Raw genomic sequence first — 14,464 nt, 5'->3', positions numbered from 1 at the left:
AAGGTCAAGTTTTTTATAGCATAACATAACTATAAATTTTTGATTTACAAAACGGAGCTGAAAGAGTAAAATTTTTATGTAAAGTTATTATGGAAAAAGGAGCTGAGTAAATGAAACTAATTGAAACCCCGATCAATAGAAATTTAGATTTAGAGTATTTTTATCCAAATATTACTAAATTCGTTTTTGGGACAAAGGCAATTAAATTTTTTAAATTATACGCATTGGATCGAACACAAATCGTGTATGCTGATGCCTTTGATAAAATTGATATCATCATGATCAATACCAAAAAGAAGATCAACAAAAAAGAAGTTGATTATGTGATCAAGAAACTTTTAAATACGACGAGAGAAGAAGTCACTGTGCATATTGGGATTAAAAATGAAATGCAGAAAAATGGTTATTCTTTTAGTGCTCCGAGAAAAGATATTATTGTGATTCAGAAAAATGTGGAGCCATCATAAAAAAGTAAAACTCTTGAGAAAGTGGAAATAGCGCTTTTTCTGGAGTTTTATTTTTTTGCAAATCCTGTTAAAATGATTCGATTTCGTCAGCATAGTGAACTGAATTTATCAAGTGTTTCATCTTCCCGCAAATAGGAGAAAAAATGAAAAATGTAGTAAAGCAGTATGATTTCTATGTTAACTTTGATAAAATGTTAAGTAGAGTGAAAGGATGCGTAGCTGTTGAAAGAATTGTTTCATAAATATAAAGAAGTAATCTCGTATTTAGTTTTTGGAGTAGCGACAACTATTGTGAATATCCTTGTCTTCTTTCTTTGCAAAGATGTTTTAGGGATCGATTATAAAATTAGTAATACGATTGGCTGGTTTTTATCTGTATTATTTGCATTTTTCACAAACAAATATTTTGTTTTTGCCAGTAATCATGAAGATTTTGGTTCTTTTGTGAAAGAAATGCTACTGTTTTATTGGTATCGCATATTGTCTTTTGTAGTGGATATGGCATTGATGATTTTGATGATCGAAGTCCTGCATATCTCAGATTTTTGGGCAAAAATGGTGACCCAAGTAGCAGTTGTCGTATTGAACTACTTCTTCAGCAAGTTTCTCATTTTTAAAAAAAAAACACCTTAAAAGCAGATTTTAGTTAAAAAAAATGTTTTTTTGTTACAATGGAAGTTACAATTCTAGAAAAAATAAAGGATGGCACAGTGAGATGAAGAAAGTTTACGATGATGATAGCTTAACCTTACATACGGATTTATATCAAATCAATATGATGCAGACTTATTGGAAATTAGGGAGAGCAGATTTACATTCGGTTTTTGAATGTTATTTTCGAGAAATGCCTTTTAACCATGGCTATGCAATTTTTGCCGGGTTGGAACGTTTAGTCGATTATTTAGAAAATTTGACGTTTACAGAAACGGATATTGCTTATCTTAGAGAAGTTGAAGATTATCCAGAAGATTTTTTGACCTATCTAAAAGAGTTCGAATTTAAATGTACTGTTCGTTCCGCGTTAGAAGGAGACCTAGTTTTCAATAACGAACCATTGATTCAGGTAGAAGGTCCATTAGCCCAATGTCAATTGATCGAGACGGCTCTTTTAAACATGGTCAATTTCCAAACGCTGATTGCAACAAAAGCTGCACGGATCAAATCCGTGATCGGTGAAGATCCATTAATGGAATTCGGCACACGTCGTGCACAAGAGTTAGATGCGGCTGTTTGGGGAACTCGTGCAGCTTACATTGGTGGAGCTGATGCGACGAGTAATGTTCGAGCTGGAAAGATTTTTGGCATACCAGTTAGTGGAACGCATGCTCATTCATTAGTACAATCTTATGGAAACGACTATGATGCTTTTATGGCTTATGCACAAACGCATCAAGACTGTGTCTTTTTAGTAGATACCTATGATACGTTGAAATCAGGTGTTCCAAGTGCGATTCGTGTAGCCAAGGAAATGGGCGATAAAATCAATTTCCTAGGCGTTCGTCTTGATAGCGGGGATATGGCCTATATTTCCAAACGCGTACGTGAACAATTGGATGAAGCAGGCTATACAGAAGCGAAAATCTTTGCTTCTAATGATTTAGATGAAAATACTATTTTAAGTTTAAAAATGCAAAAAGCGAAGATCGATGTTTGGGGTGTGGGTACAAAATTGATCACAGCTTATGATCAACCTGCTTTAGGTGCAGTATTCAAATTAGTTTCGATTGAAGATAAAGACGGTCAGATGAAAGATACGATCAAACTTTCTAGTAATGCAGAAAAAGTTACGACGCCAGGTAAAAAGCAAGTTTGGCGGATCACACGTAAATCAGATAAAAAATCTGAAGGTGATTATGTAACATTATGGGATGAAGATCCTCGTAAGCAAGAAGAAATCTATATGTTCCATCCAGTGCATACCTTCATTAACAAAACCGTTAGAGATTTTGAAGCTCGAGCTGTTTTACAAGACATTTTTGTCGAAGGCAAACGAGTGTATACAATGCCGACCTTGAAAGAAATCAAAAGTTATGCGAAAGAAAATCTTGATTCTTTGTGGGAAGAGTACAAGCGTGATCTTAATCCACAAAAATACCCAGTCGATTTATCTACCGAATGTTGGAATCATAAAATGCGTTTACTGGAAAAAGTTCGTGTAGATGTAAAAGCATTAAGTGAAGGGAAATAACGATTATTTAACTATGCGTGCTAGTCTCTAGGAAAAAAGATGAAATCTGCCTGTGACAAAAAGCGTCACAAACATGTTTCCCTATTTTCCTGTCAGAGCTGAACGAGCTCGTTCAGCTCTTAAATTTAGGAGGAATTTTCTATGGAATCGTTGCAAAAAGCCATTATCGAAGAATTAGGTGTCAAACCACAAATAGATCCAAAGGAAGAAATTCGTAAAAGTATTGAGTTTATGAAAAGCTATTTATATAAATATCCTTTTTTAAAAACGTTTGTTTTAGGAATTAGCGGTGGCCAAGATTCGACACTAGCAGGTCGACTTGCTCAATTAACGATGGAAGAGATGCGTAACGAAACCAAAGATGAAGACTATCGGTTTATTGCGGTTCGTTTGCCATATGGTGAACAGGCAGATGAAGCTGATGCTAAAAAAGCCTTAGATTTTATTCAACCTGATGTCTCATTATCAGTTAATATCAAACCAGCGATTTCAGCCTGTGTTCTGTCTCTTGAAGAGTCAGGTGTTCCAATCAATGATTTCAATAAAGGAAATATGAAAGCACGACAACGCATGATCGTCCAATATGCGATTGCAGGCGAAAAATCAGGGGCTGTGATTGGAACGGATCATGCTGCTGAGAATATTACTGGTTTTTACACAAAATTTGGTGATGGGGGAGCGGACATTTTACCATTATTCCGTTTAAATAAACGTCAAGGCAAGGCTTTATTAAAAGAGTTAGGTTCTCCTGCTGAGTTATATACGAAAATCCCGACTGCTGATTTAGAAGACGACAAACCTTTAGTAGCGGACGAGGTAGCACTTGGGGTAACCTATGATGATATCGATGATTATGTTGAAGGAAAAACAGTATCAGAGAAAGCCAAAGAAACAATTGAAGGTTGGTATAAAAAAACACAGCATAAACGTCACATGCCAATTTCTATTTTCGATGATTTCTGGAAATAAGAAATCACCAGCTCATTTTGGTGCGAACCCTAAGTGCCCATAAAATTACTGGGAGATTCGCACCAAAAAAAGTACAGATATAAGTGCTATTTAGAGCTTTTTATCATTTTATTTTAATGTTTAAATAGTTTTATGTGGAAATTTAGTGATTGTCACTGATTTTTCGTAGATAATCGCTTGTTTTCACAGTCTCACTCTGTTGTGAGTGAGTGGATTGAAATAACAATGGGTCGAGGAATCGATGAAAACATACGAGTCTCACTCTGTTATGAGTGAGACATTCATAATTTCAACCAACTCCCAGTAAAAATAGACTAAAAAAGAAAGACTAAAAAAGAAAGACTAAAAAAGAAAGACTAAAAATTTAGCCTTTCTTTTTTTCACGAATTTTTGATCAGAGTACCTTCATTTTGTGCAAATGGTTAAAAAAAGTGTAAACTTAAACTAGTTATCTGAAATAATCCATGAATTCCTCTACAATAGATTTAATTACAGCAAGAAAAAGGTGAATGAAAATATGAAAAAATGGTTTAGGAAAAAAAGAGATATAGATAATGAAGCGTTTCTTTCATCTGAAAAAAACACGCAATCAGTCAACACTAATGATATTCGGATTCCAACCACTATTAAAGGGTTGTCCGATCAAGAAGTCGAACAGCTTTATACCGAAGGAAAATATAATAAGGAAGTCGAAGATCTATCTAGAACGACAAAACAAATTATTTTAGATAATTCATTGACGTTATTCAACTTTATCAACTTATTTTTGGCAGTAGCAGTTTTTGCTGTGGGATATCCTAAAAATGCTTTATTTTTCTGGATCATTATCATAAATACAGCAATTGGTGTGATTCAAGAAATCCATGCCAAAAAAACGATCGACAAATTATCGATCGTCAATAAAACAGAAGTTACAGCTTTAAGGGATAACCGATTACTAAAGATTTTTCAAGATGAAATTGTATTAGGGGATGTTTTGGTTCTATCCTTAGGAAACCAAGTCCCTTCAGACGGAATCGTCTTACACGCAGAGGGAATGGAAGTAGATGAATCCTTATTAACAGGGGAATCGGACAAAATCACAAAACAAAATGGCGATAAAATCATGAGTGGTAGTTTTATTACTGCTGGATTGGGCTTTGTTAAAATCAATGCCGTGGGAGAAGACAACTTTGTTTCCAAACTATCTAAAGAGGCTAAGACAGAAAAACCATCAACTTCTGAACTAATGAATTCGTTGAATCTTTTGATCAAAGGATTAACATTTGCCATTGTTCCTATTGGTTTATTGCTCTTTTGGTCACAGTATCAGTCGACACAGTCATTTCCTAAAACTGTTTTAGGGGTTTCAGGTGCGTTGATCAGTATGATTCCAGAAGGCTTGATGCTTTTAACGAGTGTTGCATTTGCCGTCGGTGCTGCTAACTTAGCTAGAAAACAAACGTTGATCCAGCGACTATCATGTATAGAAACGCTTGCTCGTGTTGATACGATTTGCTTGGATAAGACCGGTACAATTACTGATGGGACGTTGACCTTTAAAAAACTGATTCCTCAAGCAGGCTTTCCAGCTAGTGAAATTGAACGTGCAATGAGTGAAATGATGGCTGGTTTATCCGATCAAAATGCTACGGCTAAAGTTCTGAGAACGAGATTTCCTTCAGCTAAAACTGAATGGCAAGTCAAAGAAGTGATTCCATTTTCTTCCGATCGAAAATGGAGTGGTGTGACGTTTAAAGAAAAAGGATCTTTTGTTATGGGGGCACCAGAATTTATTTATTCAGAAGTCCCTGCGGATTTAAGAGAAAAGTTAGCTCCTTATAATGAGCAAGGAGATCGTGTGTTGATCTTAGTTCATTTTTCTGAAGAATTAACTAGACCGGAGTTACCACAAACAAAAGAGACTGTTGCGATTTTTATTATTGCGGATACGATTCGTGCGAATGCAGTGGATACTTTTTCTTATTTTGCCAAACAAGATGTTACCCTAAAAGTTATATCAGGAGATAACCCAATTACTGTAGCACAAATAGCGAAGCAAGCAGGAATCGCCGGTGCAGAAAATTTTGTCGATATGAGTACGATTTCCGATTCAGCAGATTTTAATGAATTGGTTGAAAATACAACTGTTTTTGGCCGGGTAACCCCTTATCAAAAAAGAGAGTTGATTCAAGCCTTAAAACAAAATGGACATACAACGTGTATGACGGGTGATGGCGTCAATGATATCCTGTCACTAAGAGAAGCGGATGTTAGTGTTGCAATGGCTAGTGGAAGTGATGCAGCTCGGACAGTATCCGATGTCGTGTTGTTGAATTCTGATTTTAGTTCAATGATTCAAGTCTTGAATGAAGGGCGCAGAGTAATCAATAACATCGAACGAGTGGCATCGATGTATATGGTTAAAACGATCTATTCAGCGATTCTGGCTGTAACATTTATCTTTTTATTCTTACCTTATCCATTTGCGCCGTTACAATTAACACCGATCAATACCTTAACAGTAGGGATTCCCTCCTTTATTTTGGCGTTAGAACCTAATTATCAACGGATTAAAGGACATTTTTTAACGAATATATTGCGAATCTCAGTTCCAGGCGCTTTAACAGTTGTTTTTAATATTTTAGTCTTGCAACTAGCTGGTATTTGGTTTGATTTATCCCATCAAGATGTTTCCACGATGTGCGTCTTGCTAACTGGCTGTGTTGGTTTTCAAGTGTTATTAAAAGCAGCTCGACCACTTGATTTGAAAAAACAAATCATGATTGGTTTGCTATTGGTTGCATTCATTGCTTGTTTCCTATTCTTTGGCGATTTCTTTATGTTGACCTCACTGTTCACAAGAAATGTACTCTTCTACTTGCCGTTGATTTTAGGTAGTCGATCAATTTTCAACTACATTTCTTTATTTATGACTAGAGCAGTACATGAAGTTGAAAAAAGAAGTGAAAATAGAAAAATCAAAAAGAAGAAACGTGTGATTTAACCTATAAAAATAAAAAGTGTGCAACATTTCCAAGAAGAGGAAGTGTTGCACACTTTTTTTATGTTGACTTAGTAAGAATGACAATCATTTTCATTTAAGGCTTTTACCTTTGTTATTTGTTTAACTGAGCGTAATCTTAGTAATAGAGGCCGAGAAGAGTAAAAAAGGGGGAGTAAAAATGAAACATTTAACGAAATTGATCATAACAATCGTTACAGGTATTTTAGCGCTATTATTTGAACTTGTTTTTCACCAAGCTTCTTTAGCATTTGGCATCATTGTGATCACAGGTTCGATAATGGCTTTATCTATGTTGGTTGAAATGATTCAAACCTTAAAATCAGGGAGATATGGAGTAGATATATTAGCGATTACAGCGATTGTAGCGACACTAGCGGTAGGTGAGTATTGGGCAAGCTTGATGATCTTGATCATGCTGACTGGTGGTGATTCTTTAGAAGACTACGCTGCTAAACGAGCCAATAAAGAATTAAAGTCATTACTTGATAACTCACCTCAAAAGGCTCATCAGTTGGTTGACGGGACTCTACTGGATATCAGTGCTGAGAAAGTCAAAGTTGATGATGAGCTAGTCGTAAAGCCAGGAGAAATAGTTCCAGTAGATGGGGTTGTCATAAAAGGATCATCAACTGTTGATGAATCTTCATTAACTGGAGAATCTCGCCCAGAAAATAAAAATCAAGGGGATCCATTGATGTCTGGATCAATAAATGGGGATAGCTCTATTACAATGAAGGCGGAAAAAAGTGCAGCAGACAGCCAATATCAAACGATTGTTAAACTAGTCAGAGAATCTGAGTCACAACCAGCTCACTTTGTTAGGATGGCGGATCGTTACGCTATTCCATTTACGATAAATGCGTATGTAATTGCAGGTGTTGCTTGGTTTGTATCAAAAGACCCAACTAGATTTGCTGAAGTGTTGGTTGTGGCATCACCATGTCCGTTGATTTTGGCAGCGCCAATCGCACTTGTTGCTGGAATGAGCCGTTCAAGTAGAAACGGAATCATTGTAAAAACAGGAACGACCTTGGAGAAAATGGCGGAAACACAATCAGTTGCCTTTGATAAGACTGGAACGATTACAAAAGGTGCCTTATCAGTAACTGAAATTGTACCAGAATCCGGTATTTCCAAAGAAGAATTGTTGGCGTTAACAGCAAGTGCTGAACAAGAGTCAAGCCATATCTTGGCGCGCTCACTCCTTGCCTATAAAGATACGCCAAAAAAATTAAAAGAAGTATCTGATTTAGCAGAAGTAACAGGTTCAGGGGTAAAAGCTATAATTGAAGGAAAAGAGATTCGTGTGGGAAAACCTGCGTTTGTCTCACCTCAAAAAATAGAAAAAATTGTAGATCAGACAACGATTTACATTTCTCAGGATGAAGTATTTTTAGGATATATTACTTTTACAGATACTATTCGTCCAGAGGCGAAAAAAACAATGGAAGAACTTCGTAAACTCAACGTGAACCATTTGCTGATGGTGACAGGAGATCATCAAAAAGTTGCAGATACGATTGCTAAAGATGTTGGGATTACAGAAGTTTACGCAGAATGCTTACCCCAAGATAAAATTGATGTGATAAAGAAAATTCCAGCTTCCAACCGTCCAGTAATCATGATTGGAGATGGTGTAAATGATGCGCCTTCTTTGGCTATTGCAGATGTGGGCATTGCAATGGGGGCTCATGGTGCTACAGCTGCGAGTGAAACAGCAGATGCCGTTATTTTAAAAGATGACCTAGAAAAAGTAAGTACTGCTGTAAAGATTTCAAAAGATACAATGAAAATCGCCAAACAATCTGTCTTGATCGGGATCTTGATTTGTACAATCTTGATGTTGATTGCAAGTACGGGAATTATACCAGCGTTATTTGGTGCAGTTTTACAAGAAGTAGTGGATACTGTTTCTATTCTGTCCTCTCTGCGTGCCAAGAATGACTGAGTACAATAAAGAAAGTGAGTGTTGTCAGCGAGAAAAGATAGTTGCACCAAATGACTTAAGTTGTTAGAATCAGTATAAGAAATTGATAAAAAACAGACGTAATGTTATTGTTAGCTAAAGTTTATAGGTTAGCTTATACATTGGGAGGAAAACAAGATGGATGGAAGTAAAATAAACGATAAAGCAGTTGCAGAACAGATGCTTTTAGAGGAAGGGTTTCGTAAATATTCGGGTGAAGATCTGGACATTTTTTACAGCAAAGATATTTGTGCCCATATTGGAAACTGTGTTCGTGGAAATCCAGCTGTTTTTGAAGTCGGCCGTCGTCCATGGATTATAGCTGATAATGGTGGTATCGAGGATGATATCCGTGTAATCAATACCTGCCCAAGTGGAGCTCTAAAATACATTCGAAAGGATGGCAAATAGCTATGGAAATTAAAGAAGAAGAAAATCGTTTTGTATTATTTAATGATGAAAATCAAGAAATTGGTGAGATGACTTGGTCGAATGCTGGTGATAAAATGATGATCATCGATCATACTTTTGTTGACCCTACATACAGAGGTCAAAAACTAGCGGAAAAGTTGGTCTTAAATGGTGTAGAAAAAGCACGCCGTGAAGGAAAGAAAATCATTCCGCTTTGTCCTTTTGCTAAAAAAGAGTTTGATACAAAACCTGAATATGGGGACGTTTTAAGAAAATAGAAAAAAGATCTGTGTTGGATTAGACCAGCACAGATCTTTTTTAAACTAGTAACGAAAGTTGAACTGGTATTTGTCTGAAAAATATGCTAAAGTATAATAGATGTATTTTGTGAATAAGGGAGAATTAGACTATGTATAATTTTATTTTAACACTCGTAATCATCCTTTCAGTAGTGATGGTTATTGCCGTTATGATGCAACCAAGTAAACAAAACAGTGCAGCAAGTGCATTTACAGGTGGCGCAGATAAACTTTTCGGTAAGCAAAAAGCACGTGGATTTGAAGCTGTTATGCAACGCGCAACAGCAATTATTGGTGCAGTTTGGATGTTACTATTATTTATTTTAGTATTATTATCATCAAAGTAAGACCTTTGAAGTCCTTCATTTACTGAGGGGCTTTTTTTCTTTTAAAAAATTGAATAGGCACTTATGAAAAGTTACAGGAAAACCTTTCTTTTCATAAGGTTTTCAAAGGATAATGTGCTAAAATGAGGATGAGGTGAATTGAGAAGTGAAAACAATAAGTCTACCTAAACCATTATTTACGCAAAATGGTTCTCGTGCAGTATTACTCTTACACGCTTATTCAGGAAGCAGCAACGATGTACGTATGCTGAGTCGTTATTTAGAAAAAGAAAATTATACTGTTTATTCCCCAAATTTTTCGGGTCATGCAACCGTTGCGCCAGAAGATATTTTAGAAAAGACAACAAGTGATTGGCAGCGGGATACAATTGAGGCTGTTCAGTTTTTAAAAGAAAAAGGGTATCAGGAAATTGCCGTTTTTGGTCTTTCGATGGGTGGAATTTTTACAATGGAGGCATTGACAAGTCAGGTGGCAGGAATTATAGGTGGCGGTTTTTTCTGCTCACCGATTTTCCCAGTAAAAAACACAGTTCCGGAAAATTTTGTTTTATATGCAGATAAAGTGTTAAAAACGGCTGGTGTGCCAAATGAAGAAAGAGCACAGCGGATGGTCAAAATCAAAGAAGCCTCTTTCGCGCAATTAAAAGATATTGAAAATTTTTCAGAACAGACGGCCAATAAACTTGATCAAATCAAGGTTCCTGTTTTTATGGGACAAGCAGGTAAGGATCAAATGATCGATCCGCTAGGTGTTTATAAAACGGCTGAAGCGCTGACCCAAACACGATTTACATTAAACTGGTATCCAGATAGTGGTCATGTACTAACGATTGGACCAGATCATAAACAATTAGAACAAGACGTAGTCACATTTTTGAATACATTGTCTTGGAATGAGGAGAAAGAATGACAAAACAAACAATCAAGGAGAAAATCCTGTTTTTCATGGAAAATCATCCGAAAAAAAGTGTCTCCATGGAAGAAATCGCAGAAGGGTTGCAACTACAAAAAAGCTCAGACTTTAAATTGTTAGTTCAAACCATTGCAACCATGGAACGTGAAAAATTAGTTGAATTTAACAAAAAAGGCAAGATCCGTTTGCCGCAAAAAAATGGTGACATCGAAGGAACTTTCCGTGCTAATGAACGAGGCTTTGGGTTTGTAACAATCGACCCTGAAGAAGCAGACGTTTATATTCCAAAAGAAGCAGTTAACTTTGCTATGGATGGCGATATTGTTGTAATTGATATCGTACAACCAGCAGATGCTTTTTCAGACCGAGGTGCTGAAGGGAAAGTTGTAGCAATTAAAACACGTGCAATTACTCAGGTAGTCGGTGAATTTATCGCCTATGATGAAAAAGAAGTCAACGAAACCGATTTATATGGCTATGCAGTTCCAAAAGACAAAAAAATGACTGGGCTGACGTTTAACATCGCAGCTCAAGGAATCAAACCAGTTGACGGTAGTATTGTGATCGTAGAAGTGACCCACTATCCAGAAAAAGAATATCCAAAAAGTTTAGAAGGAATCGTCAAAAAAGTAGTGGGGCATAAAAACGATCCTGGTATGGATATCTTGTCGATCGTTGTGGCTCACGGTATTCCAACTAGTTTTCCTGATGAAGTGATCGCTGAAGCGGACAAAGTGCCAGAGACTATTTCAGAGACCGATATACAAGGTCGTCGAGATTTACGGGATCAACTGATCGTCACGATCGACGGGGAAGATGCCAAAGATTTAGATGATGCAGTAACAGTACAAAAATTGACGAACGGCAACTATTTTTTAGGCGTGCACATTGCAGATGTCTCTTACTATCTAACAGAAGGCAGTGAGTTAGACCAAGAAGCTTATGAACGCGGGACTAGCGTGTACTTGACTGACCGAGTTGTGCCGATGATTCCGCAACGTTTATCTAATGGCATTTGTTCGTTGAATCCTAATGTGCCGAGACTTACAATGAGTTGCGAGATGGAAATAACACCAGAAGGTCATGTCGTGAAGCATGATATTTTCCAAAGTGTGATCCAAACGACTGAACGAATGACCTATACGGCAGTCAATGAAATTTTAGAAGAAGAAAAACCAGAAACGATGAGACGTTATAAAAAATTACTAACCATGTTTAAAGAAATGGGAGAACTTCACCATATTCTCGAACAAATGCGGGAAAACCGTGGCGCAATTTCATTTGAAGATCGTGAAGCAAAAGTTTTAGTGGATGCAGAAGGTCACCCACATGATATCTTACTTCGGACACGAGGCGTTGGTGAACGTTTGATTGAATCATTTATGCTTGTAGCCAATGAAACGGTAGCGAAGCATTTCAATGATTTGAAACTACCGTTTATTTATCGAATCCATGAACAACCTAAAGAAGAAAAAATGCAGCGATTCTTCGATTTTGCCGCTATGTTAGGTATTTTAGTTAAAGGCACGAAGGCAGATATTACACCTAAAGATTTGCAAAGAGTTTTAGAACAAGTTGCAGATAAGCCAGAAGAAGCTGTGATCAATACAATGTTATTGCGTAGTATGCAACAAGCTCGTTATTCAGAAGATAACTATGGACACTATGGCTTGGCTGCTGAGTACTATACTCACTTTACCTCACCGATCCGTCGTTACCCAGACTTGATCGTGCATCGATTGATTCGCAGTTATGCAGGGAATGTCTCCGAAAAGCTAAAAGAAAAATGGGAACAGGACTTACCTGATATTGCAGATCATAGCTCAAGAATGGAGCGTCGAGCGGTTGAGACAGAACGTGAAGTTGACTCAATGAAGAAAGCTGAATTTATGGCAGAGAAAATTGGTGAAGAATATGATGGGATCATTAGCTCAGTTACTCGATTCGGATTATTTGTAGAACTTCCGAATACAATTGAAGGGTTGATCCATGTCAATAACTTGAAACAAGATTATTTCCATTTTATTGAAAATCATATGGCTCTTGTTGGTGAACGAACAGGAATGACGTTGAAAATCGGTCAAAAAGTTAAGGTAAAAGTGGATAAAGCTGATCCTGAAACAAGAGAAATCGATTTTGAGTTTCTTGAAGCGGAAGAAGTAGAAAGAATCGAAGCACCGAAACAAAAGAAACGTCAGGATAATCGCCGAAAACGCAGTTTAGATCATAAAAATAGTGATAAAAAACCATTTACACAAAAGAAGAATAAGAAAAAAGGCAAAAAACCTTTCTATAAAGAAGTAGCGAAAAAGAAAAAAAGTAAGAAACAAAAGAATAAATAGAAATTGGAGGAATGGGTATGCCAAAAGGGGAAGGTAAGCTGATTGCCCAAAATCGTAAAGCACGGCATGACTATACTGTTGTTGATACAATGGAAGCAGGAATTGTTTTACAAGGAACAGAGATCAAATCAATTCGCAATGGACGAATCAATTTGAAAGACGGCTTTGCTAGAATCAGAAATGGTGAAGCCTACCTGCTCAATGTTCACATCAGTCCCTATGAGCAAGGGAATATTTTTAATCATGATCCTTTAAGAACAAGAAAATTATTGTTACACAAAAAACAAATTGCAAAATTGATTGCTGAAACAAAAAATACGGGAATTACGATCATCCCGTTAAAAGTATATATCCGTAACGGCTATGCTAAAGTGTTGATTGGTCTTGCAAAAGGGAAGAAACAATATGACAAGCGTGAAGATTTAAAACGCAAAGAGATCAATCGAGAAATCAGTCGTACCTTAAAAGAAAGTTTACGTTAATGGAATAAAATTCAAGTGTTTAAGAATAAAATGAACTCTTTTAATTAGGTGATTTTATTCTTTTTCGCATATTTGTTTTCTTTGCTTTATCTTATGTGAAAAATTTGGTAGAGTGTAAGGAAACTGATGAGTTTTCATCGTTTTTTCAGTAACCGACCTTCGTACTATCGAATACCAGTTGGACTCTATTCTTTTAATATTTTGTCACATTAAAAGAAGTGTCAAATTTTCATGAAATTCTTTTGAAATTATTCATCGTTGGTGGTATGATACGTGTGGTTAAGAAATAGAAGCCTTTTTAAGCTTCTCGCAAGTTTGTTGGAAAAGAGGTGAAATAATTTGGAAGAGAAGACACTACTCTTCAAGATTGGGCCAATTTGGTTTGACGGAACGATTTGCTTAATGGTTCTGTTAACATGTGTCATTGTCTTTGGGATAGTATATTTCTGCACAAGGAATATTCAAATGAAACCTAAAGGCAAACAAAATGTCATTGAGTATCTCATTGATTTTGTTCGAAGTATCATTACCGACAATATGCCGAGTAAAGAAGTAACAAATTTTCACCTGCTAGCATTCACGATGTTTATGTTCGTTTTAGTTGCTAACATTATTGGGTTAGTAACAAAAGTGGCTATCGGGGATTACACATATTGGAAGAGCCCAACAGCCGATCCAATGGTTACCTTAACACTAGCATTGATTATGATTGCTTTAACACATTTCTTCAGTGTTAGTCGTTTTGGCTTAAAAGGATATTTCAAAAACAGCTTTTTAAGTCCGGTATCTTTTTTAATGCCAATCAAGTTGATGGAAGAATTTACGAACTTGCTTACGTTGGCACTACGTTTGTACGGAAATATTTTTGCCGGTGAAGTATTACTTGGACTAATTGCCGGACTTGTATCCAGCGTTGGACTTTGGACAATTCCACTCGCAATACCGCTAGAAATGATTTGGTTAGCCTTCTCATTATTTATCGGCGGAATTCAAGCATTTATTTTTGTAACATTATCAATGGTTTACATGGCTCATAAAGTTGAAGTCGAAGAATAAACAATAAATGAAAACAA

The 14,464-nt window shown here is 36.4% G+C and carries 13 protein-coding genes; all 13 read left to right on the top strand.

All coding sequences use genetic code 11. From position 1 onward, the window contains the following. The first annotated feature begins 110 nt into the window (after nt 1-110). The 13 genes from A5866_RS05160 to atpB all read left to right on the top strand — a co-directional run bounded on the left by A5866_RS05160 (nt 111) and on the right by atpB (nt 14,447). Nucleotides 111-467 (top strand): DUF1827 family protein, encoded by a 357-nt coding sequence (locus tag A5866_RS05160; protein ID WP_086279015.1) that lies wholly within the window; start codon nt 111-113, stop codon nt 465-467. Nucleotides 468-689: 222 nt separating this feature from the next. Beyond that, complete coding sequence (locus A5866_RS05155) at nt 690-1,100, top strand: GtrA family protein (RefSeq protein WP_086444174.1); 411 nt, start codon at nt 690-692, stop codon at nt 1,098-1,100. Between the two features lie 82 nt (nt 1,101-1,182). Then, nucleotides 1,183-2,655 carry a nicotinate phosphoribosyltransferase gene (locus A5866_RS05150; RefSeq protein WP_086444175.1) on the top strand — a complete coding sequence of 491 codons (1,473 nt, stop codon included), beginning with the start codon at nt 1,183-1,185 and terminating at the stop codon, nt 2,653-2,655. Nucleotides 2,656-2,796: 141 nt separating this feature from the next. Beyond that, nucleotides 2,797-3,624 carry an ammonia-dependent NAD(+) synthetase gene (gene nadE, locus A5866_RS05145; protein ID WP_086279018.1) on the top strand — a complete coding sequence of 276 codons (828 nt, stop codon included), beginning with the start codon at nt 2,797-2,799 and terminating at the stop codon, nt 3,622-3,624. A 517-nt stretch (nt 3,625-4,141) separates the two neighbouring features. Then, complete coding sequence (locus A5866_RS05140; protein ID WP_086444176.1) at nt 4,142-6,610, top strand: HAD-IC family P-type ATPase; 2,469 nt, start codon at nt 4,142-4,144, stop codon at nt 6,608-6,610. Between the two features lie 178 nt (nt 6,611-6,788). Then, nucleotides 6,789-8,579, top strand: a complete 1,791-nt coding sequence (locus tag A5866_RS05135; RefSeq protein WP_086444177.1) for a heavy metal translocating P-type ATPase — start codon at nt 6,789-6,791, stop codon at nt 8,577-8,579. Between the two features lie 156 nt (nt 8,580-8,735). Further along, entirely contained in the window at nt 8,736-9,008 is a 273-nt protein-coding gene (locus A5866_RS05130; protein ID WP_086444178.1) for a (4Fe-4S)-binding protein, read from the top strand. A gap of 2 nt (nt 9,009-9,010) precedes the next feature. Continuing rightward, nucleotides 9,011-9,286 (top strand): GNAT family N-acetyltransferase, encoded by a 276-nt coding sequence (locus tag A5866_RS05125; protein ID WP_086279022.1) that lies wholly within the window; start codon nt 9,011-9,013, stop codon nt 9,284-9,286. A gap of 131 nt (nt 9,287-9,417) precedes the next feature. Next, complete coding sequence (gene secG / locus A5866_RS05120; protein WP_010765524.1) at nt 9,418-9,654, top strand: preprotein translocase subunit SecG; 237 nt, start codon at nt 9,418-9,420, stop codon at nt 9,652-9,654. 145 nt (nt 9,655-9,799) lie between these two features. Beyond that, nucleotides 9,800-10,564, top strand: a complete 765-nt coding sequence (locus tag A5866_RS05115) for an alpha/beta hydrolase (RefSeq protein WP_086444179.1) — start codon at nt 9,800-9,802, stop codon at nt 10,562-10,564. Continuing rightward, complete coding sequence (rnr, locus tag A5866_RS05110) at nt 10,561-12,909, top strand: ribonuclease R (RefSeq protein ID WP_086444180.1); 2,349 nt, start codon at nt 10,561-10,563, stop codon at nt 12,907-12,909. Before A5866_RS05115 ends, rnr begins: the two co-directional genes overlap by 4 nt. Nucleotides 12,910-12,926: 17 nt before the next feature. Continuing rightward, the gene (smpB, locus tag A5866_RS05105; protein ID WP_086444181.1) at nt 12,927-13,391 is read left to right on the top strand and encodes an SsrA-binding protein SmpB; all 465 of its coding nucleotides are present in this window, start codon (nt 12,927-12,929) and stop codon (nt 13,389-13,391) included. Between the two features lie 339 nt (nt 13,392-13,730). After that, nucleotides 13,731-14,447, top strand: a complete 717-nt coding sequence (gene atpB, locus A5866_RS05100) for a F0F1 ATP synthase subunit A (protein WP_010763288.1) — start codon at nt 13,731-13,733, stop codon at nt 14,445-14,447. The last annotated feature ends 17 nt before the right edge of the window (nt 14,448-14,464 follow it).

Source organism: Enterococcus sp. 12C11_DIV0727 (genome assembly GCF_002148425.2).
In the GTDB taxonomy this organism is placed as follows: domain Bacteria; phylum Bacillota; class Bacilli; order Lactobacillales; family Enterococcaceae; genus Enterococcus_L; species Enterococcus_L lemimoniae.
Note: the sequence above shows the minus strand (reverse complement) of the source record. Positions and strands in the feature narration are given on the sequence as shown.

Bases quoted from the DNA above. Each gene is read 5' to 3' on its own strand.
- A5866_RS05160 (WP_086279015.1), top strand. From the start codon at position 111: ATGAAACTAATTGAAACCCCGATCAATAGAAATTTAGATTTAGAGTAT.
- A5866_RS05150 (WP_086444175.1), top strand. From the start codon at position 1,183: ATGAAGAAAGTTTACGATGATGATAGCTTAACCTTACATACGGATTTA.
- nadE (WP_086279018.1), top strand. From the start codon at position 2,797: ATGGAATCGTTGCAAAAAGCCATTATCGAAGAATTAGGTGTCAAACCA.
- A5866_RS05140 (WP_086444176.1), top strand. From the start codon at position 4,142: ATGAAAAAATGGTTTAGGAAAAAAAGAGATATAGATAATGAAGCGTTT.
- A5866_RS05135 (WP_086444177.1), top strand. From the start codon at position 6,789: ATGAAACATTTAACGAAATTGATCATAACAATCGTTACAGGTATTTTA.
- A5866_RS05130 (WP_086444178.1), top strand. From the start codon at position 8,736: ATGGATGGAAGTAAAATAAACGATAAAGCAGTTGCAGAACAGATGCTT.
- A5866_RS05125 (WP_086279022.1), top strand. From the start codon at position 9,011: ATGGAAATTAAAGAAGAAGAAAATCGTTTTGTATTATTTAATGATGAA.
- secG (WP_010765524.1), top strand. From the start codon at position 9,418: ATGTATAATTTTATTTTAACACTCGTAATCATCCTTTCAGTAGTGATG.
- rnr (WP_086444180.1), top strand. From the start codon at position 10,561: ATGACAAAACAAACAATCAAGGAGAAAATCCTGTTTTTCATGGAAAAT.
- smpB (WP_086444181.1), top strand. From the start codon at position 12,927: ATGCCAAAAGGGGAAGGTAAGCTGATTGCCCAAAATCGTAAAGCACGG.